The following is a 25,264-nucleotide window of genomic DNA, read 5'->3' on the forward strand; positions in this document are numbered from 1 at the left end:
GGGGCACAATCGGCCAGTCGCGGCGGGGGCCGCGCCGAACACCTTGGGGAAATCGCCATATGCAACCGCTTCCGCACCGCTTGGCGCTCGTCTTCGCGTTGACCGCCACCATGGGCGCCGCGCACGCCGACGACACGCCGCAGATCCTGCCCTTCGCGCAGGACTGGACAGACACCACCCTGATCAGCGCGAACAACACCTGGTCGAACGTGCCGGGCATCGTCGGCTACAACGGCGCCGGCCTGGCCGGCGGGACCGGGGTGGATCCGCAGACGATCCTGGCGCCTGACGCCTCCGGCACCGTCAACGTGATCGCGAACCAGGTCAACACCACGATCACCAACGGCGGCGTGGCCGAGTTCGAAATCGCCAACCCGGTGGTCGCCATGCAGGGCAGCGGCAGCGCGCGCGCGCCGTACCTCAAGCTCCATCTCGACACCCGCGGTGCCAGCGGCATCCAGATGTCCTACCTGCTGCGCGACGTCGACGGCAACAACGACAATTCGGTGCAGCCGGTCGCGCTGCACTACCGCGTCGGCGGCAGCGGCAACTTCACCAACGTGCCCGAGGCCTTCGTGGCCGACGCCAGCGCGGGGCCGGCGCAGACCATGGAGACGCCGGTCTCGGTGACCCTGCCGGCGGCGGTCGACAACCAGGCGCTGGTCGAACTGCGGATCATGACCACCGACGCGGTCGGCAGCGACGAGTGGATCGGCATCGACGACATCGTCGTGGCCGCCGGCGCCACCAGCGGCGACCCGGTGATCGGCATCGGCAACGCCAGCGTGGTCGAGGGCGACGCGGGCACCACGGAGCTGTTCTTCGACGTCAGCCTGAGCAGGCCGGCGGGCGCCGGCGGCGTCACGTTCAACTACGCCACCGCCGACGGCAGCGCGACCGCGGGCGAGGATTACTTCGCCAAGAGCGGCACCACCTCGATCATCGCGGGCGAAACTTCCGCGACCCTGTCGGTCACCGTGATCGGCGACACCGCGGTCGAGCCCGACGAGACCTTCACCCTGGTGCTGTCGGGCATCACCGGCGCGGCCGAGGGCTCACTCGTCGGCACCGGCACCATCGTCAACGACGATTTCACCGTGCTGCCGATCTCGGCCATCCAGGGCGACGGCGCCACCTCGCCCTACGACGGCACCGAGGTGGTCACCAGCGGCATCGTCACCGCGCGCAAGAACAACGGCTTCTTCATGCAGACGCCCGATGGCCAGGACGACGGCAACGACGCGACCTCCGAGGGCATGTTCGTCTTCACCGCCGGCGCGCCCGGTCCGGAAGCGGCTGTCGGCAACCACGTGCGCGTGCAGGCCACGGTGCTGGAGTACATCCCCGCCGCGGACCCGTACCAGCTGCCGATGACCGAGCTCAGCTTCGCGACCGTCACCCAGCTCTCCACCGGGCACGCACTGCCGGCACCGGTGGTGATCGCCGCCGCGGACACGCTCCCCGACGGCGACCTCGACCAGCTCGAGCGCTATGAGGGCATGCGCGTCACCATCCCCGACGCGCGCGTGGTGGCCCCGACCCGCGGCAACACCAGCGAAGTCAACGCCACCGCCACCAGCAACGGCCAGTTCGCCGTGGTCGCGGCCGGCGTGGAGCGTCCGCTGCGCGAAGCCGGCATCCAGGTGCCCGATCCGGACCCGAGCGGCACCACCGCCATCGACATCCCGCGCTGGGATTTCAACCCCGAAGTGATCGCGGTGGACAGCGACACCATCGGTGCGCCCCAGGCGAACGTGGCCGCCGGTTGCCGCATCGTCAACGACACGCTCACCGGCCCGCTGGACTACACCTTCCGCCGCTACACCGTGTATCCGGAAAGCGCGCTGGACATGCAGTGCGACGGCCTCGACCAGCCGCGCGGTTCCGTGCTGCCCAGCCCGGACCACGCCACGTTCGCGACCTACAACCTGCAGCGCTTCTTCGACACGGTGAACGATCCCGGCATCAGCGAACCCGTGCTGACGCAGGATGCCTTCGCCACCCGCCTCAACAAGGCCTCGCTGGGCATCCGCGCCTTCATGCACTCGCCCGACGTCATCGGCGTGAGCGAAGTCGAGAACCTGAACGCGCTGCACGCGCTGGCCACGAAGATCAATGCCGACGCGGTCGCCCTGGGCGACCCGGATCCGGGTTACATCGCCTACCTCATGGAGGGCAACGACGTCGGCGGCATCGACGTCGGCTTCCTGGTCAAGGCCGGCGAGATCGATGCCGCCCTGCCCCGCGTGGACGTGCTCTCCGTCGAGCAGGTCGGGGCCGACACCGCCTGGATCTACGAGGGCACGGGGGCCAGCAGCCTGCTCAACGATCGTCCGCCACTGGTGCTCGATGCCGTGGTGAACTTCGTCGACGGCCGCGCGCTGCCGGTCACCGTGGTCACGGTGCACCAGCGTTCGCTCAACGGCGTCAACAGCGAAGACCCGGCCGGCACCGGCACCCTCGGCGACCGCGTGCGCCAGAAGCGCCAGCGCCAGGCGGAGTTCCTCGCCGGGATGCTGCAGGACATGCAGGACGCGGATCCCGCGCGCAACATCGTGGTGCTGGGCGACTTCAATGCCTTCGAGTTCAACGACGGCTATGCGGACATCATGGGCACCGTCACCGGCGCGCCTTCGGACGACGACAGCACCGCGGTGAACGGCGACGGCGCCGACCTGGTCGAACCGGACCTCGTCAACGCCACGCTTGTGCTCGAGCCCTCCGAGCGCTACTCGTTCGTGTTCGAAAACAACGCCCAGTCGCTCGACCACATCCTGGTGAACCAGGCGACGCTGACTTCGCCTCTGGGCAACTCCTGGACCATCAGCCACGCACGCCTCAATGCCGACTTCCCGGAGACCGCGCGCAACGACGCCAACAGCGCCGCACGCCTGTCCGACCACGATCCGTCGGTGCTGATGCTCAGGCTGAACGCGTTGCAGTTCGCGGACATGAGCGCCGTGGTGACCGCGCCGCAGCCTTCGGTGCCGGTGGCCGGCACCATGACGTGGGCGGTCGCGGCCGCCAATGCCGGCCCCGACGCGGCGGAGTTCCCGGGCATGGGCCTCGCCGTGGATGCCGAACTGCTGGACCTCGCGGTCAGCGCCCCGACGGGCTGGACCTGCGAACCGCGCACGGTGGGCGGCGGCCAGACCACGGCTGCCTGCACCGCGGACACGCTCGCCAGTGGATCCACGGCCGCGTTCACCGTCACCGCGACGGCGCCGATATCGGCCGCAGGTTCGACCATCACCCTCAGCGCGGCGACCACCTCGCAGACCGAAGACCCGGAGCCGGGCAACGACAGCGGCAGCGCAGCCATCGCCGTTGACGCCAGCGCCGACCTCTCGGTGGTGTTGGGCGGCAGCGCGACCTTCGTCAAGGCGTCGCCGTCGGTGGTGTCCGTCCTGGTCGGCAACTCCGGCCCGGCCCCGGCGCCGGCCGCGATCGTGGCGATCGCGTCCACCAGCCAGGCGGCGCGCACGACCATCGAGGTCCCTGCGGGCTGGACCTGCGCCGTGGCCGCCCGGGCAACGTTCCTTGCCAACTGCACCATGGACAAGAGCGCAAGCCTGGCCAGCGGCGACGAGGCGCTGTTCGATGTCGTGGTCGACACGGGCGGCAGGATGATGCCGCCGTCCTACAGGATCGAGGCCAGCGCCGCGTCCGCGGCGAACGACCCGGCTCCGCAGGACAACGTGGCGTCGAAGACGGTGAAGGGGATCAGCGGCCGCTGAGTCGCCTATAGCCCTACCCTACCCGGAGCGCGGCCCAGGCCGCGCTCTCTTTTTGGTTCTTCTCCCAACTGAGGGAATGGCGCGATAGCGCGGGTGCCGGGTGCCAAGGCCCTTGAGCGCTCATGTCCCCCGGCGCTGGCCTGCGGCCATCGCCTCCTCCTTGACTTCGCTCTCAAGGGCCTTGGCCCCCGGTTCGCAGCAGTACGCGGTGGCCCGGGAGCAAAGCCCGGGATCTCGCACATCTGCAGCCGAAGCCGAGCCCCGTCGTGGCCGGGAGGCCTTCGCGGGGAAGTAAAGGAGGAGGCATTCGCCGCCAGGCGGATGCCGGGGGACATGAGCCGCGAAGGCCTCCCGGCCGCGGCGGGGCCCTCCAGGTCACGGTGAGGCATAGCGAAAGAAGCAGGCACTCCTCGTCGAAGCGGCTTCCCCGGACTTGGGAGATGAACCTCTTTTTTTGCGGGCTCCCGGAATCCGCGCCCTCCGCGGCTTGCCGCACCGCGCAACGAACCGCGAATGCCGGCCGGGTATCATGTCCGGCTCCCGTGGATGACCGAGCACGTGCCCGCATGAGCGTTGTCGCGACCTTCGAAATCGAATACCTCCAGTACCTTGGCCCGGACGGCACCCTGGTGGCTGACCTGCCGCCCGAAGCGCCCTCGGCGGCTGAAATCCTGCCGCTGTTCAAGCAGATGCTGCTGGTGCGCACCTTCGACGCCAAGGCGATCGCGCTGCAGCGCACCGGCAAGCTCGGCACCTACGCCGCCTGCCTGGGGCACGAGGCCACGCATATCGGCATCGGCGCCGCGATGCGTCCCGAAGACGTGTTCGCCCCCAGCTACCGCGAGTACGGCGCGCAGTTCATGCGCGGCGTGAAGCCGCGCGACGTCCTGATGTACTGGGGCGGCGACGAGCGTGGCAACGATTTCAGCGGCCCGAAGCACGACTTCCCCTGGTGCGTGCCGATCGCCACCCAGTGCCTGCACGCCGCGGGTTCGGCGCTGGCGTTCAAGCTCCGCGGCGAAGACCGCGTGGCCGTGACCTGCTGTGGCGACGGCGGCTCGTCGAAGACCGACACCTACGCCGCGATCAACTCCGCCGGCGCCTACGCCCTGCCCTTCATCCAGTGCATCATCAACAACGGCTGGGCGATCTCCGTGCCGCGCTCCGCGCAGACCGGCGCCAAGACCCTGGCCCAGAAGGGCCTGGCCGGCGGCCTGCACTGCCTGCAGGTGGACGGCAACGACCTGTTCGCCGTGCTCGAGGGCATGCGCCGCGCCATGGAGCGCGCGCGCTCGGGCGGCGGCGGCAGCGTGATCGAGTTCATGACCTACCGCCTGCACGACCACACCACCGCCGACGACGCCCGCCGCTACCGCGACGAAGCCGAGGTCAAGGACGCCTGGACGCGCGACCCGATGACCCGCCTGCGCACCTGGCTCACCGCCCAGGGCGCCTGGGACGAGGCGCAGGAAAAGGCCTGGGTCGAGGAATGCGGCCGCATGGTCGACGTGGAAATCAACGCCTACCTGGAGAGCAAGGTGCAGCCCGTGGAAGCGATGTTCGACTACCTCTACGCCGACCCGCCGCAGGACCTGCTCGCGCAGCGTGCTGCCGCCATCGCGCTGGAGAAGCGTTCGTGAGCGCCGTGGGGAAGGACGCGGCACCGGCCGCGATCACCCTGATCGAAGCGATCACGCAGGCGCTGGCCTACGAGATGCGCCAGGACGCCTCCGTCGTGGTGCTGGGCGAAGACGTCGGCGTCAACGGCGGCGTGTTCCGCGCCACCGCCGGCCTGCAGGCCGAGTTCGGCGACCTGCGCGTGATCGACACCCCGCTCGACGAGACCACGATCGCCGGCCTGACCGTCGGCATGGCCGCGCAGGGCATGAAGCCGGTGGCGGAAGCCCAGTTCGACGGCTTCGTCTACCCGATGCTCGACCACATCATCTGCCACGCCGCGCGCTTCCGTTACCGCACCCGCGGCCGCCTGACCTGCCCGATGGTGCTGCGCGTGCCGTGGGGCGGCGGCATCCGCGCGCCGGAACACCACTCCGAGGCCAACGAGGCGCTGTTCACCAATGTCCCGGGCCTGCGCGTGGTGCTGCCATCGTCGCCCGCGCGCGCCTACGGCCTGCTGCTGGCCGCGATCCGCGAAGAGGATCCGGTCATCTTCATGGAGCCCAAGCGCATCTACCGCCAGTACAAGGAACTCGTGCCCGACGACGGCGAGGCCCTGCCGCTGGACGTGTGCTTCGTGCTGCGCGATGGCACCGATGTGACCCTGGTGACCTGGGGCGCGCAGGTCAAGGAGACGCTTGAAGCCGCCGAGGCGCTGGCAAAGGACGGCATCAGCGCCGAGGTCATCGACGTCGCCACGCTCACGCCGCTGGACTTCGACACCATCGCCGAATCCGTGGCCAAGACCGGCCGCTGCGTGATCGTGCATGAGGCGCCCAAGACCGCGGGCTTCGGCGGCGAGATCGCCGCGCGCCTGGCCGAGGAGTGCATGTACGACCTGCTGGCGCCGGTCGAGCGCGTCACCGGCTACGACACGCACATCCCGCTGTTCCGGCTTGAAATGAAGTACCTGCCCAGCGTCGAGAAGATCGTCGCGGCGGCAAAGCGGGCAATGGCCGCGGGCTGAGGCCCGCACCACCCCGCGCACGCAAGCTGCGAGCGGCCCCCGGGCCGCGCGCTGCAAGACCTACCGATGCGGCCGCGCCACCGACCACGCAACGCGCCCGCGACACGCATGCAACCGCTCCAGCGAGCACCGGATTCCGAGGACGCCATGGCTGACAAGAAGACCTTCCATCTCCCCGACCTGGGCGAGGGCCTGCCCGACGCCACCATCGTCGAATGGTTCGTCAAGGTGGGCGACACGATCCGCCTGGACGAGAACCTGGTGTCGATGGAAACCGCCAAGGCCGTGGTCGAGGTGCCCTCGCCGGTCTCGGGCAAGGTGCTGAGGCTCGCCGGCGCCGCCGGCGACATCGTCATCACCGGCGCGATGCTGGCCGAGTTCGAGATCGATCCCGACCAGCCGCAGCGTGCCGAGGGGCAGGACACCGGGCACCACCATGGCGGTGGCGGGCACGGCGTTGGCAGCCAGGACCCGGCGCCCGACGACAAGGTCGTGGCGTCCGATGACGGCGGCGCGATCAGCGAGGGCGGCGAGGCCGGCGGCGAGCGCAGCGACAGCGGTACCGTGGTCGGCGCCATGCAGTCGTCGGACGCCGTGCGCAGCGAGCAGGCCGTGGCCGTGGGCGGCGTGCGCGCCATGCCCGCCGTGCGGGCCCAGGCGCGCAAGCTCAAGGTCGACCTCGGCCGCGTGCGCGGCACCGGCACCGACGGCACCGTGACCATGGCCGACGTGAAGCGCGCCGCCGCCGACGGCAGCGCCCCCATGGGTGCCGCGGCTTCTGTGGGAGCGGCTACAGCCGCGAATACCGCACCGCCGATCGCGGCCATGGCCGCTCCCACAGGAGCAGGGGCAGGCGCAGCCGCCGGCCGTGCCGCCGGCGATCGCACCGCGCTGTCCGCGAGCGGCAAGCCGATGCGCACCCAGCCGCCGGGCGTCACCGCCAGCGGCCAGCCGGAGCAGCTCAAGGGCGTGCGCCGCAACATGGCGCGCGTCATGGCCGCCGCGCACGCCCAGGTCGTGCCGACCACCCTGGTCGACGATGCCGACCTCCACGGCTGGGTGGGCAAGCAGGACATCACCGCGCGCCTGATCCGTGCGATCTGCGTGGCGGCCAAGGCCGTGCCCGCGCTCAACGCCTGGTTCGACGGCGAGAGCCTGACCCGCACCATGCATCCGCAGGTGGATATCGGCATCGCCGTGGACACCGAGGACGGCCTGTTCGTGCCGGCCCTGCGCAACGCCGACGTGCTCGATGCCGGCGGCGTGCGCTCGGCCATCCAGCGTCTGCGCCAGCAGGTCGAGGACCGCAGCATCCCGGCCAGCGAGCTGTCGGGCTACACCATCAGCCTGTCCAACTTCGGCATGTTCGCCGGCCGCTACGCGACGCCCGTCGTGGTGCCGCCCTGCGTGGCCATCGTCGGCGCGGGCAAACTGAGCCAGGACGTGGTCGCGGTGATCGGTGGCATCGAAGTGCACCGCCGGATGCCGATCTCGCTGACCTTCGACCACCGCGCCGCCACCGGCGGCGAGGCCGCCCGCTTCCTGAAGGCCCTGCTGGACGACCTGGCACTGGCGCACTGACGTACCGGCGGCGGCACTTGCCGCCGCCCACGCTCCGGGCGGAGGATCGACCGCTCCCGCCCGGAGTGCCGACATGGCCCACCGCAGCCGACTTGCAGGATTCATCATCGATTCCCGCGGCGATGACCTCGCCGCCTCCGCCGCGTTCTGGAGCGGCGCCCTGGGCTTGCCCATCGCCGACCCGGACTCGGGCGGCACCGGCCGCTACGCCGAGCTCGGCGGCGCGCCCGGCAACCTGCACGTCGAAGTACAGGAGGTCGAACATCCTTCGCGCGTGCACCTGGACATCGAAACCGACGACATCGACGCCGAGGTCGCGCGGCTTGAAGCCCTGGGCGCGACCCGGATCGCCTTCATCAAGCGCTGGTGGGTGATGGAAGCGCCGGACGGCCAGCGCTTCTGCGTGGTGCCGATGGACAATCCGGGCGCGCGCGCCGAACCCAACGCCTGGGATTGAGCGCGACCGGATGACGGGCCGGTTGCTGTCGGGCCCCGCGCAGCTAGCCGGCCGCCCGTGCCTTCTTCCGTTCCCGCTCCAGCCACACGGCCAGGCCCTGTGCGTTGAGCTCGATGTCCATGGCCAGCAGTTCCGGCACCAGGCGCTCGGGCTCGGCCACGCCGTGGATACGGGCGCGGTCGACGCAGAGCCTGGTGAGCGCCTGCTTCAGGGCTTCGTGGCCGTCGGGCGCGTCGGCGAGGAACTGCGCCAGCGCAACCATCGCGTCCACCTGCTCGATCAGCCGCAGGCCGACGCGCTGCACGTCGCCTCGTATGGCGCCGAAATGCGTGACGTGGCAAACCTCGGGCCGCGCCGACAGCAAGCGCCGGATGGAGTCCTTCATCTGCTCCGGATCGAACTGCACCGGCGAGGTGGTCGGGATCGCGAACGGCCGCCCGCCGACGTCGAACTCGCGGTAGGAAGTGCCGAAGACATCGCCGGTGAACCAGGCGCGGCTGCGCTCGTCCCACACCGAAAGATGATGCAGGGCATGGCCGGGCGTGTGCGCCAGCAGCAGCGGCCGGCCGCCCAATTGGAGCACCTCGCCGTCGGCGGCCTCGACCACGCGCTCCGCCGGTGCGGGCACCAGGCCTCCGTAGGCCTGTTCGAACAGCGCATCGCCGTAGACCTGGCGTGCGCTGGCGATGAGTTTTTCCGGATCAACCAGGTGCGGCGCGCCGCGTGGATGCACCACCAGCCGCGCCGCAGGCAGCTCGCGCAGCAGCGCGCCCGCGCCGCCGGCGTGGTCGAGGTGGACGTGGGTGGCGATGACGTAGTCGACGGCATCGCGCGACAGGCCGGCCGCGTCCAACGCCGCCAGCATGTTCGGCACGCTGTGCAGGGTGCCGCAGTCGATGAAGGCTGCGCGTCCCGCTTCCACCAGCAGGTAGGCGGCGCAGAACGCCGGCCGCCCGCCAAATCCGGTGTCGACGATGGTGACGCCGTCGCTCACGCCTGCGGGGCGCCCGGCGTGCGGAACAGCAGCGCACGCAGGATGAAGGCGACCAGCATCGCGCCCAGGAACACGCCGTATCCGGCTGCGGTGGTGAGGATGTGCTGCCACATGCGCCCATGTGCGGGATCGGCGATGTCCTGGAGCCAGTACAGGCTCGCCACGAACACGCCCAGCGACAGCAGCAGCGCGACGAGATCGTAGAGCCGCCGCGCAAGGCCGCGCGGCTGCCGCGGGTACATCCAGAACAACACGGCCAGGATCAGGAACCACGGCAGGAACAGGATCAGCGTGAGGTTGGCCTCGAACAGCGGATTCATGCCGCTTCCTCGGCAAAGCGCTGCAGCGCGCGCAGCAGCACAGCGCTGTCGACGCCTTCGCCCAGCCAACCGACTGCCGCGTCATCGAGCCAGACGCGCCCGGAGGCGTCGACGCGCGGAGCCGTCCCGCCCGACTTCAGGCGGGCGACGATGCGACCCGCGTCGCGCGGCGATGCATGGCCGTCGCCCTGCAGCAGCAGGACATCGCCATCGACCAGCTTGAAGTGGAAGTGACCGTCGGCCTCGCGGTACTGCTTGAACACCGGCGGCGCCGGGGCAGCGGCGGCAGCGTTGCTTCCAACGTCCGTCCGCGTTCCCAGGTCGCGCAGGCCTACCGCTTCGCGCAGGCGCGACAGGAACGGGGCGGCCTGCTGCTCGCGAAGGCGCTGTCCGCCCGCGCGCAGCACGCGCTCGATGTCGGCGGGATCAGCCACCAGCGCCTCGTAGCGCTCGCGAAGCGGCGCGAGTTCGGCATCGATGCGTTCGAACAGGCGCTCCTTGGCCTCGCCCCAGGCGATGCCTTCGGCGTAGGCCTTGCGCATCGCCGCGGTTTCACCGGAGTCGGCAAAGGCCTGGTACAGCTGGAACAGCGATGAGCCCTCGGTGTCCTTCGGTTCACCTGGGGCACGCGAGTCGGTGACGATCGAGAACACCAGCTTGCGCAGCTGCTCGCGCGGCGCGAACAGCGGGATCACGTTGTCGTAGCTCTTGGACATCTTGCGGCCGTCCAGGCCCGGCAGCGTCGCCACCTGCGCCTCCACCGCCGCCTCGGGCAGGGTGAAGTGTTCGCCATAGAGGTGGTTGAAGCGCTGCGCGAAGTCGCGCGCCATTTCGATGTGCTGCACCTGGTCGCGACCCACCGGCACCTTGTTGGCGTTGAACAGCAGGATGTCGGCGGCCATCAGCACCGGGTACATGTACAGGCCCGCGGTCACGCCGGCGTCGTCGTCCTCGCCTTCGCCGCGGTTGCGATCGACCGCGGCCTTGTACGCATGCGCGCGGTTGAGCAGGCCCTTGCCGGCCACGCAGGTCAGCAGCCAGGTGAGCTCGGTGGTTTCCGGCACGTCGGACTGGCGGTAGAAGGCGACCCGCTCCGGATCCAGCCCGCAGGCCATCCAGCTGGCCGCGACCTCCAGCGTCGAGCGCTGCACGCGCAGCGGATCCTGGGTGCTGATCAGGGCGTGGTAGTCGGCGAGGAAGAAGAAGCTTTCCACGCCCGGCGCCTCGCTCGCGACCACCGCGGGGCGGATGGCGCCCACGTAGTTGCCAAGATGGGGAACGCCGGTGGGCTTGATGCCGGTAAGGACGCGAAGGCTCATTCAGGGGCCGGAAAAGTAGGGAACGGCCCATTTTAGCCCCGCCACGGATTTGTCGCCGTGCCCCGGAAACACGACGGGCCGGCAAGTGCCGGCCCGTCGTGTCAGATGGCATCACGCCTCAGTTGAGGGTCTTCTCGAAGTCCCGCACCTCGCGCTCGGCGCGGTCACGCTCCCAGCCGTACTGCTCCTGCAGCTTTCCGGTCAGGTATTCGCCGTTGCCTTCGGCAACATCGAAGACGTCATCGGTCAGGTCGCCCCACTTGGCCTGCGCCTTGCCCTTGAGCTGGGTCCACTTGCCGGAAATGATGTCCTTGTTCATGGCTTACCTCGTTGGTTGGGGGAGTCGATCACCGCTGAGCGATGCATCGGATTCCATCCTGCCAACGCGGGCATCGTGACGCGGTCAAGATTTCGTTGCGTGGACCTTCACTTCAATGAGCAGGCGTTCAGCGCGGGTCGGTGGCGCCGGTGTCGTCCGCGGCGTCTTCGACCTTCTCGCCGACCTTCTGCACGTCCTTGCCGGCACCCGCGACGGTATTGCAGGCGCTCAGCATGCCGGCCGAGAACATCGAGATCAGGATCAGGATTGCAATGCGCTTCATGGCGACTCTCCAATGGTGGTCGGTGCCACGGGCGGATCTCGCCCGCGGTCAGGGACATGAAACGTGGCCGCAGGTGAAATCCGCGTTGAATCAGCGCAAGGCCCCGCCGCAGCGCGGGTCTCCATTCATCCTGCAGGCTCAGTCGCGCATCAGGGTCGACTTTCCGAACAGGCTTTCCACCAGGTCGACGGCCAGGCGCGCGGTGCGGTTGCGCTTGTCCAGCGCCGGGTTCACTTCGACCACGTCGAGCGAATCCGCACCGCCGGCGTCAGCGAGCATTTCCATCATCAACTGCGCCTCGCGGTAGTCGAGGCCACCGGGCACGCGGGTGCCGGTGCCCGGGGCGACGGAGGGATCGAGCACGTCGACGTCGAAGCTGACGTGGAGGTGGGTGTCGTCGTCGATGCCGGCCAGCGCCTCTTCCATCACCTGCTTCATGCCGACTTCGTCGATGTAGCGCATGTCGTAGATGTCCAGGCCGTGCTCGCGCACCAGGCGCTTCTCCGCCGCGTCGACGGAGCGGATGCCGATCTGGCGCACGTCGGACGGCGAGATCATCGGGCCGGGGCCGCCAAGGTTGACCAGCACGTCCGGACCCAGGCCGCACAGGCAGGCCACCGGCATGCCGTGGACGTTGCCCGACGGCGTGATGGCGGAGGTATTGAAGTCGGCGTGGGCGTCGAGCCACAGCACGCGCAGGCGCTTGCCACGGGTCTTGCAGTGGCGCGCGACCGCGGTGATCGAACCCATCGCCAGGCAGTGGTCGCCGCCGAGCATCACCGGCACCCGACCCGCGGCGAGCTCGGCGGCGGTCATGTCCATGACCGCGCGGTTCCATGCCACCACTTCATCGAGATGGCGATAGCCGTCCTGCGGCGACTGCCATGGATTGCGCGGCCCCTTGACGTCACCGCGGTCGATGGCGTCGATGCCGCGCGCGACCAGCGCTTCCACCAGCCCCGCCACGCGCAGCGCCTCGGGCCCCATGGATGCGCCGCGACTCCCCGCGCCGATATCGGTCGGCACGCCGAAGACGGAAACAGGCTGGGACTCAAAGGGCATGGGTGCCTCCGGCGGCAACAGTGGGATTCCCGTGGTGCCGACAGTCCGATTCGAACGGACGACCTACCGCTTACAAGGCGGTTGCTCTACCAGCTGAGCTATGCCGGCACGATGCGCCACGGAGGGCGCGCGGCATTCTAACGCGAGGCGCCGGCCGCCACGACGCCGGCGCATTCGATGTCCTGGACCTGGGCCGCCGCGGTGGCGGCGCGGGCGGCCGCGGCATCGAACGCCGGGCCCGCAGCCACGTCCAGCCAGTGCCGGATGACGGTATCGCCCAGCGGCTGCGCCTGCGCCGGGAAGCCGGCCGCGCGCAGCGCCGATTCACGGCGGCGGGCCGACGGCTCGCTGCCATAGCGCCCCAGCGCGATGCCGTTGGCTTCATCACCCGAAGGCACCACCAGCAGGTCGTCGAATCCCGCCTCCCTGATCTTGGCGGCCAATGCGTCGGCGGCAGCACGGTCGGGCTGCGGCGCCATCACCACGCGCCAGCCGCGCGGCGCCTCGACGACGTCGCGCACGCGCATGCGCGTGGCGCCCAGGGGCTGCAGCGCGCTGCGCGAGGCGGCCACGGAGACGGCGTCGGGGAAAGGGCCAAAGCTTGAGCAGCGCAGCGTGGCGGCGGCCGCCGCCTGAGGGCCTGCATCCGGAGACGGCGGCGGAGCGACGGACGATGCGTCCTGCGCCACCGCGGCGGGCGCGTCTGCATCCGGCGTCGAAAGCGGCTCCGCCGCGGCCGCGCCCGCTTCGGGCGGCTCGGCGCCATCCACCGGGGCGATCCCGGGTCCCGGGTCGGCCTGCACGGCGACCTGCTCGCCGAGCAGCTGAAGGCGCGGCACGTCCGCGGGCGGCGCCCACGGCGCCGGCGCCGGCGGTTCCGGACGCAGCAGCCACCAGGTGGCGACGCCGAAGTTGAGCATGACCAGGAGGACGAGCAGTGCGCGTGCGGGCATGGATGGATTCTAGCCCGCGAGTCCTAGCGTGCGGACTCCAGCCCGCGTGGCTGTCGCGCCAGTCGCGCCAGGCCGTCCATGACCAGCGAAGGCGCGTGCACGGCGCCGTCGACCCGTGCCAGCAGCCCTGCCGCGCCCCCACCGTGCAGCAGCACGGTCGGTGGCAGGCCGGCCAGCGCAGCCGCCTCCCTGCAGCTGCGCTCGATCAAACCAAGCGCCGCGCCGAAGCAGCCGCCCGCAAGCGCATCCACGGTATCGGTGGCGAAGGCCGCGGCCGTGCCGCCGTCTACAGGAAGCTGCGGCGCACGTGCATGCAGCGCTTCGCGCATCAGGGTGGGCGACGGCGCGATGGCGCCGCCGTGGTGGTTCCCCACGGCATCGAGCAGGTCGATGGTCAGCGCGGTGCCCACGCCCACGACCAGCGCCCAGCCCGGCACCCGCGCGCGCGCGCCAACCAGCGCCAGCGCGCGGTCCACGCCCAGTCGCGCAGGCTCCGCGTAGCCGATGCGCACGCCGGCCATCTCGCGTTCAACACGCACCTCGACCACGCGCACCGCGCGCGGCACCAGCGCCTGCAGCAGGGAAGCGCGCAGTGCCGCCGGACCGACGCTCGCGATCCAGGCAACGTCGATATCCTTCGGCAACGCCGCCACCCATGCCGGGTCGAAGCCCGCGCCGTCGTGCGCGAAGGCGGACACCGGGCCGATGCCGTCGCGCTCCAGCGCGGCCAGCTTGAGGCGGGTGTTACCGAGGTCGAACAGCCAGTCGCTCATGCCGCGGCCCGTGCGCGCAGGCTGGCTTCGCCGGCATGGAAGTGGCGTTCAATGCCGTCGATGTCCACGCGCAGCGCGCCATCGGCCGCCAGGCCCAGCGCCGTGCCTGCATGCACGTCCCTGCCTGCGCGCACCTCGACCGCGCGCCCGGCCAGTGCGTCCAGCGCGGCGTGGCGCGGCAGGAAAGGGGCCAGGCCGTCGTGGTCGAACTGCTCCAGCGCCGGCACTAGGTGCGCGACCAGCATGGCGGCAATGGCGTTGCGCGACGGTGGCGCCGGATGCGGCAATGACGCCAGGTCGCACCATGGCTGGTCGATCGCGGCCACCGCCGCGGCCGGCATCCGCACGTTGAGGCCGAGGCCGAGCACCGCGCGTACCGGTCCGGCGTGCTCGCCGCCGCCTTCGACCAGCAGGCCGCCGAGCTTTTGCAGCAGCGACGGCCCGGGTCCGACGACCACCAGGTCGTTCGGCCACTTCAGCCGCACCGTGACGTAGCCCAGTGCGTGCAGGGCCTCCGCCGCGGCGACGCCAGCCACGAGGCCGAGTCCGCCCAGGCGCGCCAGCCCGCCGTCGAAGGCGCGCGCCAACGACACATAGAGGTTGGCCGCCAATGGCGACGCCCACGCACGGCCAAGACGGCCGCGACCGCCGAGCTGGCGTTCGGCCAGCAGCACCGCGACCCCGTGCGGCGGCGTACGTCGGCGCAGCAGCTCGCTGTTGGTGGAGTCGAGGCTCCATGCGACCTCGGGCCGGTGCACGCCCGCACGCACGGCATCGGGCAGCGCGGCCGCGATGGCCGCGGCGTCGAGCAGGTCCAGCGGCGCCTCCAGCACATAGCCGCGGCCACGCTGCGCGCCGATGGCGACACCGGCCGCGCGCAGCGATTCGATCCGCTTCCAGACCGCGGCCCGCGTCAGGCCGGCTTCCCGCGCCAGCGTGGCGCCCGGGACCGGCCCGCGGGCCAGGCGCAACAAGAGCGCCCTCTCCGCAGCGGCGGCTTCAGGCGGCGCGTTGGTGGCGTCCACAGGCATGCGGCGGATTATCACACCTGGACCAGCAGGGCGGCCGCCCGCGCGTGCGCACGCCCCGGGGCAATGTATGATCCGGAGGTTGACCCGGTCACCGTGCAGGCACCTGTCATGTCCGTCCGCGCCACTTTCGCTGCGACATTGCTGTCCCTGGCCTTCCCGGTCGCTGCCCAGGATGCGCGCCTGTCGGGCACCGGCGGCGACGGCTCGGCCTGCTCCGCCAACTATGCGACCAGCGCCGCGTCCGACGCGGATCCGGTGCGCACCGGCAAGCGTCCTGAATCCGAGAAGCCCGTGATCCCGCGCGGCGCCGATGCCGACGCGGCCCGGCCGCCGCGCTGGCACAGCTTCCTGCCGGGGATGTTCCGCTAGGCGATGGCGTGATCCGGCGCCTGTTCCGGCGCCCGCCCGCGGACGTCGACCAAGCCATCTGGCAGGCCGTCCAGGCGGACGTGCCCTGGGTCACCGCGCTGGATGCCGCGCGCCGCGACCGCCTGCGCGCCCTGGCTGCGCAGTTCCTGCACGACAAGACGATCACGCCGCTCGGCGGGCTCGCGCTTGATGCGCGCGACCGCGCCATGCTGGCCGCGCTGTGCTGCCTGCCGCTGCTGGAATTCGGCACCGAGGGCCTGCACGGCTGGGCGCAGCTGCTGGTCTATCCCGATGCGTTCCGCGTCGACCGCAGCCACGTCGATGCCGCCGGCGTGATGCATGAAGGCGAGGACGAACTCGCCGGCGAGGCCTGGGAGCACGGGCCGCTGGTGCTGTCATGGGCGGACATCGCCGCCGACCTCGCCAGTCCCCATGACGGCTGCTGCGTGGCGGTGCACGAGATGGTGCACAAGCTCGATGCGCTTGATGGCCTGCTCGACGGCACGCCGCCGCTGCCACGCGCCTGGCAGCGGGAATGGGCGCGTGATTTCCAGCAGGCCTACGACGCCTTCGTCGAACAGGTCGAGCGCGGCCGCCATACCGCACTGGACCCGTATGCCGCCGAGGCGCCCGAGGAATTCTTCGCGGTGTGCAGCGAGTACCACTTCAGCGACCCGGGCCTGCTCGAACGCGCGCAACCCGAAGTGGCGGCGCACCTGCGCCGGCTTTATGGCCCGTCGCCCTTCGCCGCGGACTGAAGCCGCCGCCTACAGTCCCGGCGGCAGCCGGACCACGAAGCGCGCGCCACCCAGCTCGGGCGATTCCGCCACTTCCAGCTCGCCGCGATAGCTGCGCACGATGTCCTGCACGATCGACAGTCCGATGCCATGGCCCTGCACGCGCTCGTCCCCGCGCACGCCACGCTGCAGGACGTGGGAGATGCGCTCGGTCGGAATGCCCGGGCCATCGTCATCCACCGCGACCAGCAGTCCGGGACGCCGGCGCGGTGCACTCTCGCCCGGCTTCACGGTCAGCAGCACGCGCGACGTCGACCACTTGAAGGCGTTCTCCAGCAGGTTGCCCAGCAGTTCCTGCAGGTCGCCGGGCTCGCCGTGGAAGCGCGCGGCCGGGTCGATGTCGAACTCGCATACGGTGCCGCGCCCGGCGTAGATCTTCTCCAGTCCGCGCACGATCTCTTCGGCATAGGGTTCGACCTCGACCGGCGCCGCGAACAGCTGGTGGCCACCCGCCGCGCCGCGGCCGAGCTGGTAGCTCACCAGTTCGTTCATACGCCGCACCTGCGTGGCCACGTCCTCGCGCAGTTCGGCCTCGCTGGCATCGCTGTCCAGGCGCGTGCGCAGCACCGCCAGCGGCGTTTTCAGGCTGTGCGCGAGGTCGGCCAAGGTGTTGCGCTGCTGCTCGAGGTTCTGGCGCTCGCTCTCGACCAGTGCGTTGATGCTCTCGGTCAGTGGCTCGAGCTCGCGCGGATGGAGTTCGCTCATGCGGTTGGCCTGTCCGAGCTGCACGCGTTTGAGCTCGGCCTCGACGCGCCGCAGGGGCAGCAGGCTCCAGCGCAGCACCAAGGCCTGCAGGAGCAGCAGCACCAGGCCGGCGATGCCGAGGTAGCCCCACAGCGCGGCGCGGAACACGCGCACCTGCTGCGGCAGGGTGCCGGCGTCTTCCATGATGTAGATCGTGTAGGGGAACTCGGCCTCGGGCCGCTGTTCCATGTCCCAGATGAAACCCTTGCCGTAGCGCAGCACCTCGCCATAGGTGCCGTCGCTGCGGGTGATCGGCATCGGGCCCTCGAACTTCTCGGTCCCGCCTTCAAGCAGGTCAGACTCCGGCAGCTGCGGCCCGCGCGTGGACTCCGACGACCAGCCGCCGTGGGGCAGCACCACTTCGGCATACAGGCCGCTGCCCGGGCGCTCGAAGCGCTCGTCGGGCTGCGTGTAGGGCGGGATCAGGGCGCCGCCGCGGTCGAACTCGATGTCGCGGGCGTAGGAGGTCGCATAGCTGCGCAGGCGGTCGCGCTGCAGCTGGCTGGCGACGTCGACGAAAGCGCGGTCGAGGGCATAGCCGGCCGCTGCCAGGAAGGCGAGCAGGCCCAGGCTTGCGGCCAACAGCTGGCGCGCCTGCAGCGACCGCGGTCGCCAGCCCAGTGTCCTTCCGTCACGCCCCTGCCCCACGCCAGCCTCCCCGCATGCCCGCGGGCGCGTCGCGCGCGCCCACCGGACTCAGCCTTCGTTGGTGCGCGGGATCGCGAAGCGGTAGCCGCGGCCACGCACGGTCTCGATCGGCTTGAGCGCGCTGTCGGGATCGAGCTTCTTGCGCAGGCGGCCGATGAAGACCTCGAGCACGTTGGAGTCGCGGTCGAAGTCCTGTTGGTAGATGTGCTCGGTGAGGTCGGCCTTCGAGACCAGCTCGCCGGCATGCATCATCAGGTACTCGAGCACCTTGTACTCGTAGCTGGTGAGGTCGACGTTCTGGCCTTCGACGCTGACCGTCTGCGCGGCGAGATCGAGCACCACCGCGCCGCATTCCAGCGTCGGCTTGCTCCAGCCCGCGGCGCGGCGCACCAGGGCGTTGATGCGCGCCAGCAGCTCCTCGACGTGGAAAGGCTTGACCAGATAGTCGTCGGCGCCTTGCTTGAGGCCGTCGACCTTGTCCTGCCAGCTGGAACGCGCGGTCAGGATCAGCACCGGGAACTGCTTGCCTTCGTCACGCAGGGCCTTGATCAGTTCCATGCCCGACATCTTCGGCAGGCCGAGGTCGATGATGCCGACGTCGAACGGCACCTCGCGGCCCATGTACAGGCCTTCTTCGCCGTCCTGCGCCGCGTCCACGGCATAGCCTTCGCGCTTCAGGCGCGCGGCCAGGGTCTCCCGCAGGGGGGCTTCGTCTTCGACCAGGAGGATGCGCATCGGTATCTCCAAAATGTCCCGTCGCGGCGGGCCGCGGACGGGAGGGGCTGCTGTCTAGGGTGCGAATTCAGTCGTCGTCGCCGCGTGTAGGACGCGGCGGGCGACGCGGTCGGGAGGCGGGATCATCCATGTAGACGCGCACGCGCCCGCGCTCGTCCACGACTTTCACCCGGTTGATGTCACGGCCCTCGAAAGGCACGCGCTCGGCACTCAGTACCTGGCCACCGGTCCGGCTCTGCACGCGACGGACGGAGTCCGCCAGCGCGTCCTGACGCGAGCCGCGTGACGGCCTCGCTTCCGGCGCACGCACCCGTGGCGCTGCCTGTGGGGGCCTCGGAGCCTGCTCCGCGACCCGGGGAGCCTGCGCGCCGGCGCCGCGCCCTTGGCGACGTCCCTCGTCGGCCTGCGCCACGCCCACGTGCGTGAACGCGGCCAGCAGGCACAGCGCGGTAAACAGGCGACAAGCAGTCATGGGAGCCATTCTTCCAGAGAATACAGAAAGTTACGGGCTCCCACAGCGGCGGTCACGGGAGCATCCGGATGATTCTCGGAGGGTGGCGGTGAATTACCCCTTAACTTTTCCAGGTGCCCTGCGGCCCCGTTCATGATTGTCGTGGCGCAGCGGCGCTGCATCAGTAGATTTCGGCCACGCAGCAGCGCAGCGAGCCACCTGCGGCTTCGATCGCCTCCAGCGGAACCGTCCGGATCCCGAAGCCGGCGCGGGCCAGCGCGTCGCGGCTGGACGGCGTCAGGGCCTGCGCCGCCCGCGTGCTCATCCAAGCCACGTCATCCGACAGGCTGATCGCGTTCCCGGCAAAGGCGGACTGCTCGGCCTGCGAGAGCGTCACCACGTGTGGCGCGTACAACGCCGCGATGGCATCGCTGACGGCCGGGTCGGCGAAGCCGCCCGGACAGATGATCGCGGCGCGACCCGCCAGCACCGCGAGCACGACGTTGGTGTGGTACTCGCCCGGCGCGAGATCGAACATCAACGTGGCGCGCAGGCCCAGCGCCTCGTGCATCAGCCGCGCGCCTTCCTCGTCGCAGCGCTCGGACAAGCCACACAGGCCCAGGCCGCGGGCGCGGTCGACCACCAGCGCGCCGGTCAGCTCGCAGGGATGCGGCTGCTGCGACAGGTCGCGCACCGCATAGCCAAGGACGTCACGGAAGAAGCCGCGGATATCCGCGCGCCCGGCCTCGCGGCGGCGCACCGGGTGGCGCATGCGGCCGACCACCAGGGTGCCGGGCGCGGTGGCGAACACGTTGTTGGGGAACAGCGCGTCGGGCGCGTCCGGATCGCCTGCGAAGCAGATGGTCGGCAGGATCTCCGAGAGCGCGCGCTGCAGCCCCCGGTGCTCGGCGGAAGCGCGCGCCGCGTCGAAGCTATCGGCATCGGCCATGTAGCGGTTGTCGGTGGCGGATTCGTCGGCACGGCCGAAGCCGTCCGGTGCAACCAGGAAAGCCGCGCGCGCGGTGGCCGCGCCGAAGCCGGGGGCGCAGTCGCGCGCGAACGCGAGGAAGGCGCCGGTGTCACGGGTCAGCATCGAAACAGACTCCTCAGGCAGCGACGCGGGCGTCGCCCCGGGTGGTGGCGATCGCGGCCTCGACCAGCGCCCAGTCGGCACCTGGCTTGTGCGCGCCCTCGCTCAACACCTGGCGGAAGGCGCGGCCGCCACGCTCGCCGTGGAACAAGCCGAGCAGGTGGCGGGTGATGTGCTTGAGCTGCGCGCCGCGCGCGAGCTGGCCTTCGACGTAGGGGCGCATCGAACGCAGCACGTCGGCGCGCGTGGACAGCTCGCCCCCGAACCAGGCCACGTCGAGGCGATGCAACAGCCAGGGGTCGTGATACGCGGCACGGCCGAGCATCGCGCCGTCGGTGTGCGCCAAGTGTGCCGTCGCCTCGCCTGCGTCTGCGATACCGCCGTTGACGACCACGGTCAGCTCCGGGCGCTCGCGCTTGAGGGCGTAGGCCCAGTCGTAGCGCAGCGGTGGCACTTCGCGGTTCTCCTTCGGCGACAGGCCCTTCAGCCAGGCGTTGCGCGCATGCACCACGAACATCCGGCAGCCGGCGGCGGCAACCGTATCGATGAAGGCGAGGAAGCGCGCGTACTCGTGATCGTCGTCGACTCCGAGGCGGCACTTCACCGTAACCGGCACGTCGACCGCGGCGATCATCGCCGCGACGCTGTCGGCGACGAGTGCGGGTTCGCGCATCAGGCAGGCGCCGAAGCGCCCGGCCTGCACGCGATCGGACGGGCAGCCGACGTTGAGGTTGATCTCGTCGAAACCATGGTCGGCGCCGATGCGCGCTGCCTGCGCCAGCAGTGGCGGTTCGCTGCCGCCGAGCTGCAGCGCCACCGGATGCTCCATCGGGTCCATCGCCAGCAGCCTGGCGCGGTCGCCATGGATCACGGCGTTGGCGTGCACCATTTCGCTGTACAGCCGGGCGTGTGGCGCAAGCAGGCGATGGAAGACCCGGCAGTGGTTGTCGGTCCAGTCCATCATCGGAGCGACGGACAAGCGCAGCCGGGCGGGGTCGATCGAGGGCGAAACGGCGGGTGTGGTCACGGCGACAGGCAGGGCAGGAACAGAACGGGCACGCGGGAAGGGGACAGGGTAGCGCACGGCGAACACCCGCGCGCGACGATCCCCCGAGCACGCCCACAGCACATCGCCGGCAGAACAATGCGCATCGCGCGCGTGGCGAGGCTACTCCCTCTGCTTGACTGGCCTGTATTTCCCCTGGATGGGTTTGGCCTGCATGTCCACATTCGCGCATACACGCTTGTCGCCGCAGGGTACGAAATCCGAATCATTGACGGCCTCGACCCATGCCAACTCCGCCCTGGCGCCCGCCGCATTGTTCTTCCAGTACGCTCCCCAAGCTGCAATGCCGGCGAAAGCCAGTACAGCACAAGTCGCCAAGCCACCCATCCCGACCACCGTCCATTTGCGTCGCTCGGCCTTGATCGCTTCGCGCTCGGCTTGCAACTCCTGGACCAGTCGCGCGATCGACTTTGCATCAGAGCCGAGCATCTCATGCACAGGCGCAATGGAACGGCCCACGCATTGCTTGATGTCATCGGCAACGTGGCCTTTGACGCCATTGACCACTGCGCTGGCCAAGCTCTGTCCCTGGGAAAGCATGGCGCTGGCGCCGCGCTCCAGCGATGCCGCGCCCTGCTCCATCCTCGCAGCCGCCGCCTCGCTCCGATCCGCGTAGTGCTTGATGATGAACCCAAGCTTGGCCAGCTTCCCTTCTTCCTGATCCATTGCCTCGTCCCCAGCTACATCGACATTACCGGACCACTGCGCTCCATCTGCTGTGCCAACCGTTGCTGCTCGACAAGCTGCGCCTGCAACTCGGCCTGGCGAACCTCGGCCAGCCACAGCCTTTCCTCGCCCGCGATTTCGCGCTGAAACTGCTGCCCTGCAAGGCTTTGGCCATATTCCATCAATTCGGCGTCCATCGCCTTGTCGTCCTTGTTGACCGCCGCCTCGTACAAGCGGTCGAGCAAAGACTTGGGCTGGCCTTGCGCCTGCGCCTGATCAGGGTTTCGTTCGTTTCCGGGTATCAGCGGGCGCGAGCGGAGGCCATCTGTGTGATCGGGCGCATCTATCGCCCGACCTTGCTGAACCTGCATCGGGACGCCGTTCCGGTTCCAACCATCGCGGGTCATCTCAAATGTGTCCGCATTGGGGCTGGTAACGGTCAGATCGCCGGACGTTCGAGCTCAACGCGGGACATTTCCAGCGCAGCATTGGGTCGGGCCGCACGAATGCTGACGCCCCGTGCCGGCTGGTCGTTGTCTACGTGATCAAGGATCGTGCGCCCTGCAGCTGGGCTGCGCATCATAGCGTCCAGCAATTGCACATCAGGGTTGTTGTTGAACCCCTCGTAAAGCGACGGACTACCCCTTTCGTGAACCTCGCGCTGCCAAGCCTGCGCGAGCCGTCCTTCGCCGAGCTCTAGGGCGTTCATGAGTCGGGCACCTGCAATCGCGTTGTCGCGTCCCGTGACAATCGCTTGACGTGCAGCGGGATTCAATCCACTGATCCCTTGCGATCCGATCCAATCGCGTGTTTCCGCGGCAGTCAGTTCATTGTTCTGTAGATGGGTGATGAGCCGCTCACCACGTATCTCGTTCTGGTTGTAGAGCTTCATTGCCTGCGCGACGATTTCGGTCGCCTGTGCAGGATCGGCCTGACGCAGATCGCGCAGCCATTCGATCCGGGAAAGCGGCTCACCGACGTTTTGCCACTTTTTGTCGATCTGTTCCTGGTTGAGCGAGCTCACCAACTCGCGACCGGAATCGGAGCGAAGGTATTCGTTCAGGCGCGCCTGCTCCTCGCCGTTCAATGCGTTGCCGGACTGGCCGCGGGTTTGCAGGCGTCGGGTTAGATCATTCACCTCTGCTGGTGAGAATCGCTGGTCCGGACTGGCCCATCCCTGGTAGCCGGACATCAGCTCATGCACCTTCTCGCCACGCCCAGGTTGGCCAAAGTCCCACTGCACGATGCCAACGCTCCAGCCAGAGTTGCCACTACTGTGTGTCAGGCTCAGCGCGGGGAAGGTATTGATCTCGGATGCGCGCCCAACGGCGTTGTAAGCGATAGCGTCGAAAGTCGTACGATCTAGCGGGTCGTAGATCCGCCGCTCATCATTTCCGCTCGTCATTGCCGGCTCCTTCCGCAAACAGCGTGGACTTTTGCTCCTTGAGTTCCTTGACCCGCGCCTCCGTCATGCTTGCGCGGCACGCCTCGGTGAGTCCGGGAGCCTCCTGACGGGACATGCCTTGAACGACCGGCTCCAGCGCGCAATGCGCATCCCGGTATGCACGCCACGCGCTGTCGGCGGCTACGTAAGCGCTCTCGACGTCCTTCACGTAGCCCGGCTGGTTATCCTCATAGGAGGCGTAGGTGTCGCGCACTTCCTGTAGCACGACTTCACTAACCTGCTTGAGCTCCACCTCTGCCCGATGCACGCGGGCGTAGGGGGCGCAACTGTAGAGACGTACCTCCTCGCACTCGGCCAGCTCACCTTCGTCGTAGCTGGCGTAGCACGCCTCCTTCTCCACAAGCGGTAGCGCATCGCAATCTTTCGCTGCAGACCCGCCTGTCGCCGCGGCCGCAACGGTCGGAATATTGGTTGACCGGGCAGGAAGCGGGTTAGCCAGTCCACCGCGGTTCGAATCAGTTGAAGTCGTCGGGGCAGCGTAACTCGTCACCGGATTTTGCGGAGTCGCCTCCGGCGACGGCGATCGGGCACACCCTTGTCCCATTACCAAGAGCAGCAACATGGCTGCCAAAAGTCGCTTCGATCCGTCGAGCATCATCCCTGTTCCTCGCACCGTACGGCAGGCCCATGGTGTCTCGGCATCAGCGACGGGTCAACTCACACACTTCAAGGGGCGAGGCTGCATATTTGCAACATTGCACCCACAGCGATCATCAACCAATCGCTAGGCTACACGGCCCAAATCCGGGGCCGGAGGGACAGCGTTCAGGCTATACGCGTGCGCCTGCGTCGAAGGCGCCACAATTGCCCTTTGGGTGCATGCGGCGGCGGGGTTCCGCAGGCGCGGATCAGACGTACACTCCGGATTCCCCCAGCGGAGGGCTGCACATGAGCGGGCGCCCGCACAGCCTCACCCTGCGATTCCTCGCCGAGCCGACCGACGTCAACTACGGCGGCAAGGTGCACGGCGGAACGGTGATGAAGTGGATCGACCAGGCCGGCTTCGCCGCAGCGGTCGGATGGAGCGGCCATTACTGCGTCACTGTTGCGGTGGGCGGCATCAGGTTCGTCGCGCCGGTGCGGATCACCGACCTCGTCACGGTCTCGGCACGGCTGGTGCGCACCGGGCGGACATCGATGCAGTTCGGCGTGGGCGTGCGTGCGCGCGACCCGATGGGCGGCGACGACCGGCTGTGCACGCATTGCGTCATCGTGTTCGTTGCGGTCGACCGCGACACCGGCACGCCGCTGGAGGTCCCGACCTGGACCCCCGGCGGCGAGGCCGACCAGCGCCTGTTCGAGTACGCCGACAAGGTGATGGCCCTGAGCAAGGGCATCGAGGAAGCCGTCGCGCGCTATGTGCCCGACGCAATGCCCAGGCGGGAGGATACGTGAGCGTCCAGATCACGCAGGCGGATGACGCGGGCGTCGTGCATGCCCGGCTGACGGGCGAGATGACGCTCGCGGACCAGAGGATGCTCGAGGCGCTGGCGCGCCGCCTGATCGACGGCGGTGGAGAGGTCCGCCTCCTGCTGGTGCTCGATGGCTTCCGGGGCTGGGCGCGCGACGAGGGCTGGGACGACGACCTGCAGTTCACGATCGAGTACTGCGACCGCATCGCACGCATCGCGATCGTGGGCGACGCGTCCTGGCGCGACGAGGCACTGGCCTTCGTCGGACAGGGGTTCCGGAAGACGCAGATCGCCTACTTCACGACGCCTTCCGCCGACAGGGCGGACGCCTGGGTCAGGGGATGAATT

27 protein-coding genes and 1 tRNA gene are annotated in these 25,264 nt (G+C 69.5%); 9 read left to right on the forward strand and 19 right to left on the reverse strand.

Annotation, left to right across the window (positions count from 1 at the left end; all coding sequences use genetic code 11):
* The first annotated feature begins 59 nt into the window (after positions 1 to 59).
* From ACW5F0_RS06765 to ACW5F0_RS06785, 5 genes are all read left to right on the forward strand, one after another.
* Positions 60 to 3,737: a Calx-beta domain-containing protein gene (locus ACW5F0_RS06765; protein WP_456999343.1), complete on the forward strand. Its 3,678-nt coding sequence runs from the start codon at positions 60 to 62 to the stop codon at positions 3,735 to 3,737.
* 566 nt (positions 3,738 to 4,303) lie between these two features.
* Entirely contained in the window at positions 4,304 to 5,377 is a 1,074-nt protein-coding gene (gene pdhA, locus ACW5F0_RS06770) for a pyruvate dehydrogenase (acetyl-transferring) E1 component subunit alpha (RefSeq protein WP_456965724.1), read from the forward strand.
* Positions 5,374 to 6,381, forward strand: coding sequence for an alpha-ketoacid dehydrogenase subunit beta (locus ACW5F0_RS06775; RefSeq protein WP_456999344.1), 1,008 nt, complete (start codon positions 5,374 to 5,376; stop codon positions 6,379 to 6,381). Before pdhA ends, ACW5F0_RS06775 begins: the two co-directional genes overlap by 4 nt.
* Positions 6,382 to 6,528: 147 nt before the next feature.
* Positions 6,529 to 7,962 (forward strand): dihydrolipoamide acetyltransferase family protein, encoded by a 1,434-nt coding sequence (locus tag ACW5F0_RS06780; protein WP_456965722.1) that lies wholly within the window; start codon positions 6,529 to 6,531, stop codon positions 7,960 to 7,962.
* Positions 7,963 to 8,035: 73 nt separating this feature from the next.
* Positions 8,036 to 8,419: a VOC family protein gene (locus ACW5F0_RS06785; protein ID WP_456999346.1), complete on the forward strand. Its 384-nt coding sequence runs from the start codon at positions 8,036 to 8,038 to the stop codon at positions 8,417 to 8,419.
* Positions 8,420 to 8,462: 43 nt separating this feature from the next.
* Here ACW5F0_RS06785 and ACW5F0_RS06790 read toward each other — a convergent pair whose 3' ends face one another.
* The 10 genes from ACW5F0_RS06790 to ACW5F0_RS06835 form a co-directional block, all read right to left on the reverse strand.
* The gene (locus tag ACW5F0_RS06790; protein ID WP_456999347.1) at positions 8,463 to 9,413 is read right to left on the reverse strand and encodes an MBL fold metallo-hydrolase; all 951 of its coding nucleotides are present in this window, start codon (positions 9,411 to 9,413) and stop codon (positions 8,463 to 8,465) included.
* Positions 9,410 to 9,733, reverse strand: coding sequence for a hypothetical protein (locus ACW5F0_RS06795; protein ID WP_456965718.1), 324 nt, complete (start codon positions 9,731 to 9,733; stop codon positions 9,410 to 9,412). Before ACW5F0_RS06795 ends, ACW5F0_RS06790 begins: the two co-directional genes overlap by 4 nt.
* Positions 9,730 to 11,052, reverse strand: coding sequence for a tryptophan--tRNA ligase (locus ACW5F0_RS06800; RefSeq protein ID WP_456999348.1), 1,323 nt, complete (start codon positions 11,050 to 11,052; stop codon positions 9,730 to 9,732). Before ACW5F0_RS06800 ends, ACW5F0_RS06795 begins: the two co-directional genes overlap by 4 nt.
* A gap of 118 nt (positions 11,053 to 11,170) precedes the next feature.
* Entirely contained in the window at positions 11,171 to 11,371 is a 201-nt protein-coding gene (locus tag ACW5F0_RS06805; protein ID WP_456965716.1) for a CsbD family protein, read from the reverse strand.
* A gap of 127 nt (positions 11,372 to 11,498) precedes the next feature.
* Positions 11,499 to 11,654 (reverse strand): entericidin A/B family lipoprotein, encoded by a 156-nt coding sequence (locus tag ACW5F0_RS06810; RefSeq protein ID WP_132985662.1) that lies wholly within the window; start codon positions 11,652 to 11,654, stop codon positions 11,499 to 11,501.
* 138 nt (positions 11,655 to 11,792) lie between these two features.
* On the reverse strand, positions 11,793 to 12,716 hold the full coding sequence (gene rocF / locus ACW5F0_RS06815) for an arginase (RefSeq protein WP_456999349.1): 924 nt from the start codon (positions 12,714 to 12,716) through the stop codon (positions 11,793 to 11,795).
* A 32-nt stretch (positions 12,717 to 12,748) separates the two neighbouring features.
* A tRNA-Thr gene (locus tag ACW5F0_RS06820) sits at positions 12,749 to 12,824 on the reverse strand.
* Positions 12,825 to 12,853: 29 nt separating this feature from the next.
* Positions 12,854 to 13,669 (reverse strand): SPOR domain-containing protein, encoded by an 816-nt coding sequence (locus tag ACW5F0_RS06825; protein ID WP_456999350.1) that lies wholly within the window; start codon positions 13,667 to 13,669, stop codon positions 12,854 to 12,856.
* 23 nt (positions 13,670 to 13,692) lie between these two features.
* Positions 13,693 to 14,442 carry a type III pantothenate kinase gene (locus ACW5F0_RS06830; RefSeq protein ID WP_456999351.1) on the reverse strand — a complete coding sequence of 250 codons (750 nt, stop codon included), beginning with the start codon at positions 14,440 to 14,442 and terminating at the stop codon, positions 13,693 to 13,695.
* Positions 14,439 to 15,473: a biotin--[acetyl-CoA-carboxylase] ligase gene (locus ACW5F0_RS06835; RefSeq protein ID WP_456965712.1), complete on the reverse strand. Its 1,035-nt coding sequence runs from the start codon at positions 15,471 to 15,473 to the stop codon at positions 14,439 to 14,441. The genes ACW5F0_RS06830 and ACW5F0_RS06835 overlap by 4 nt, the downstream gene beginning before the upstream one ends.
* A gap of 108 nt (positions 15,474 to 15,581) precedes the next feature.
* Here ACW5F0_RS06835 and ACW5F0_RS06840 point away from each other — a divergent pair, with 108 nt between their 5' ends.
* On the forward strand, positions 15,582 to 15,842 hold the full coding sequence (locus ACW5F0_RS06840; protein ID WP_456965711.1) for a hypothetical protein: 261 nt from the start codon (positions 15,582 to 15,584) through the stop codon (positions 15,840 to 15,842).
* On the forward strand, positions 15,809 to 16,600 hold the full coding sequence (locus tag ACW5F0_RS06845; RefSeq protein WP_456965747.1) for a M90 family metallopeptidase: 792 nt from the start codon (positions 15,809 to 15,811) through the stop codon (positions 16,598 to 16,600). Before ACW5F0_RS06840 ends, ACW5F0_RS06845 begins: the two co-directional genes overlap by 34 nt.
* Before the next feature lie 9 nt (positions 16,601 to 16,609).
* Here the strand turns inward: ACW5F0_RS06845 and ACW5F0_RS06850 are convergent, their stop codons facing one another.
* From ACW5F0_RS06850 to ACW5F0_RS06890, 9 genes are all read right to left on the reverse strand, one after another.
* A complete protein-coding gene (locus tag ACW5F0_RS06850) occupies positions 16,610 to 18,004 on the reverse strand; it encodes an ATP-binding protein (protein ID WP_456965746.1) in 1,395 nt (464 codons plus the stop codon).
* 75 nt (positions 18,005 to 18,079) lie between these two features.
* Entirely contained in the window at positions 18,080 to 18,766 is a 687-nt protein-coding gene (locus ACW5F0_RS06855) for a response regulator transcription factor (RefSeq protein ID WP_456965710.1), read from the reverse strand.
* Positions 18,767 to 18,833: 67 nt separating this feature from the next.
* On the reverse strand, positions 18,834 to 19,238 hold the full coding sequence (locus ACW5F0_RS06860; RefSeq protein ID WP_456999352.1) for a hypothetical protein: 405 nt from the start codon (positions 19,236 to 19,238) through the stop codon (positions 18,834 to 18,836).
* Positions 19,239 to 19,398: 160 nt separating this feature from the next.
* Positions 19,399 to 20,310 carry an arginine deiminase-related protein gene (locus tag ACW5F0_RS06865; protein ID WP_456965708.1) on the reverse strand — a complete coding sequence of 304 codons (912 nt, stop codon included), beginning with the start codon at positions 20,308 to 20,310 and terminating at the stop codon, positions 19,399 to 19,401.
* A gap of 13 nt (positions 20,311 to 20,323) precedes the next feature.
* Complete coding sequence (dusA, locus tag ACW5F0_RS06870) at positions 20,324 to 21,334, reverse strand: tRNA dihydrouridine(20/20a) synthase DusA (protein WP_456999353.1); 1,011 nt, start codon at positions 21,332 to 21,334, stop codon at positions 20,324 to 20,326.
* 141 nt (positions 21,335 to 21,475) lie between these two features.
* The gene (locus ACW5F0_RS06875; protein ID WP_456965706.1) at positions 21,476 to 22,039 is read right to left on the reverse strand and encodes a hypothetical protein; all 564 of its coding nucleotides are present in this window, start codon (positions 22,037 to 22,039) and stop codon (positions 21,476 to 21,478) included.
* 14 nt (positions 22,040 to 22,053) lie between these two features.
* Positions 22,054 to 22,446 carry a hypothetical protein gene (locus ACW5F0_RS06880; RefSeq protein WP_456999354.1) on the reverse strand — a complete coding sequence of 131 codons (393 nt, stop codon included), beginning with the start codon at positions 22,444 to 22,446 and terminating at the stop codon, positions 22,054 to 22,056.
* A gap of 32 nt (positions 22,447 to 22,478) precedes the next feature.
* Positions 22,479 to 23,444 carry a hypothetical protein gene (locus ACW5F0_RS06885; RefSeq protein WP_456965704.1) on the reverse strand — a complete coding sequence of 322 codons (966 nt, stop codon included), beginning with the start codon at positions 23,442 to 23,444 and terminating at the stop codon, positions 22,479 to 22,481.
* On the reverse strand, positions 23,428 to 24,102 hold the full coding sequence (locus tag ACW5F0_RS06890) for a lysozyme inhibitor LprI family protein (protein WP_456965703.1): 675 nt from the start codon (positions 24,100 to 24,102) through the stop codon (positions 23,428 to 23,430). Before ACW5F0_RS06890 ends, ACW5F0_RS06885 begins: the two co-directional genes overlap by 17 nt.
* Positions 24,103 to 24,392: 290 nt before the next feature.
* Between ACW5F0_RS06890 and ACW5F0_RS06895 the strand changes: the two genes are divergently transcribed.
* The gene (locus ACW5F0_RS06895; protein WP_456999355.1) at positions 24,393 to 24,899 is read left to right on the forward strand and encodes an acyl-CoA thioesterase; all 507 of its coding nucleotides are present in this window, start codon (positions 24,393 to 24,395) and stop codon (positions 24,897 to 24,899) included.
* Positions 24,896 to 25,261, forward strand: coding sequence for an STAS/SEC14 domain-containing protein (locus tag ACW5F0_RS06900; protein ID WP_456999356.1), 366 nt, complete (start codon positions 24,896 to 24,898; stop codon positions 25,259 to 25,261). The genes ACW5F0_RS06895 and ACW5F0_RS06900 overlap by 4 nt, the downstream gene beginning before the upstream one ends.
* The last annotated feature ends 3 nt before the right edge of the window (positions 25,262 to 25,264 follow it).

The organism is Luteimonas sp. A534 (assembly GCF_054072805.1).

What these genes read in the sequence shown, in the direction of transcription:
- ACW5F0_RS06765 (WP_456999343.1), top strand. Translation starts at nt 60, where the DNA reads ATGCAACCGCTTCCGCACCGCTTGGCGCTCGTCTTCGCGTTGACCGCC.
- pdhA (WP_456965724.1), top strand. Translation starts at nt 4,304, where the DNA reads ATGAGCGTTGTCGCGACCTTCGAAATCGAATACCTCCAGTACCTTGGC.
- ACW5F0_RS06780 (WP_456965722.1), top strand. Translation starts at nt 6,529, where the DNA reads ATGGCTGACAAGAAGACCTTCCATCTCCCCGACCTGGGCGAGGGCCTG.
- ACW5F0_RS06785 (WP_456999346.1), top strand. Translation starts at nt 8,036, where the DNA reads ATGGCCCACCGCAGCCGACTTGCAGGATTCATCATCGATTCCCGCGGC.
- ACW5F0_RS06795 (WP_456965718.1), bottom strand. Translation starts at nt 9,733, where the DNA reads ATGAATCCGCTGTTCGAGGCCAACCTCACGCTGATCCTGTTCCTGCCG.
- ACW5F0_RS06800 (WP_456999348.1), bottom strand. Translation starts at nt 11,052, where the DNA reads ATGAGCCTTCGCGTCCTTACCGGCATCAAGCCCACCGGCGTTCCCCAT.
- ACW5F0_RS06805 (WP_456965716.1), bottom strand. Translation starts at nt 11,371, where the DNA reads ATGAACAAGGACATCATTTCCGGCAAGTGGACCCAGCTCAAGGGCAAG.
- ACW5F0_RS06810 (WP_132985662.1), bottom strand. Translation starts at nt 11,654, where the DNA reads ATGAAGCGCATTGCAATCCTGATCCTGATCTCGATGTTCTCGGCCGGC.
- rocF (WP_456999349.1), bottom strand. Translation starts at nt 12,716, where the DNA reads ATGCCCTTTGAGTCCCAGCCTGTTTCCGTCTTCGGCGTGCCGACCGAT.
- ACW5F0_RS06825 (WP_456999350.1), bottom strand. Translation starts at nt 13,669, where the DNA reads ATGCCCGCACGCGCACTGCTCGTCCTCCTGGTCATGCTCAACTTCGGC.
- ACW5F0_RS06830 (WP_456999351.1), bottom strand. Translation starts at nt 14,442, where the DNA reads ATGAGCGACTGGCTGTTCGACCTCGGTAACACCCGCCTCAAGCTGGCC.
- ACW5F0_RS06835 (WP_456965712.1), bottom strand. Translation starts at nt 15,473, where the DNA reads ATGCCTGTGGACGCCACCAACGCGCCGCCTGAAGCCGCCGCTGCGGAG.
- ACW5F0_RS06840 (WP_456965711.1), top strand. Translation starts at nt 15,582, where the DNA reads ATGTCCGTCCGCGCCACTTTCGCTGCGACATTGCTGTCCCTGGCCTTC.
- ACW5F0_RS06855 (WP_456965710.1), bottom strand. Translation starts at nt 18,766, where the DNA reads ATGCGCATCCTCCTGGTCGAAGACGAAGCCCCCCTGCGGGAGACCCTG.
- ACW5F0_RS06860 (WP_456999352.1), bottom strand. Translation starts at nt 19,238, where the DNA reads ATGACTGCTTGTCGCCTGTTTACCGCGCTGTGCCTGCTGGCCGCGTTC.
- ACW5F0_RS06865 (WP_456965708.1), bottom strand. Translation starts at nt 20,310, where the DNA reads ATGCTGACCCGTGACACCGGCGCCTTCCTCGCGTTCGCGCGCGACTGC.
- ACW5F0_RS06875 (WP_456965706.1), bottom strand. Translation starts at nt 22,039, where the DNA reads ATGGATCAGGAAGAAGGGAAGCTGGCCAAGCTTGGGTTCATCATCAAG.
- ACW5F0_RS06880 (WP_456999354.1), bottom strand. Translation starts at nt 22,446, where the DNA reads ATGACCCGCGATGGTTGGAACCGGAACGGCGTCCCGATGCAGGTTCAG.
- ACW5F0_RS06885 (WP_456965704.1), bottom strand. Translation starts at nt 23,444, where the DNA reads ATGACGAGCGGAAATGATGAGCGGCGGATCTACGACCCGCTAGATCGT.
- ACW5F0_RS06890 (WP_456965703.1), bottom strand. Translation starts at nt 24,102, where the DNA reads ATGATGCTCGACGGATCGAAGCGACTTTTGGCAGCCATGTTGCTGCTC.
- ACW5F0_RS06895 (WP_456999355.1), top strand. Translation starts at nt 24,393, where the DNA reads ATGAGCGGGCGCCCGCACAGCCTCACCCTGCGATTCCTCGCCGAGCCG.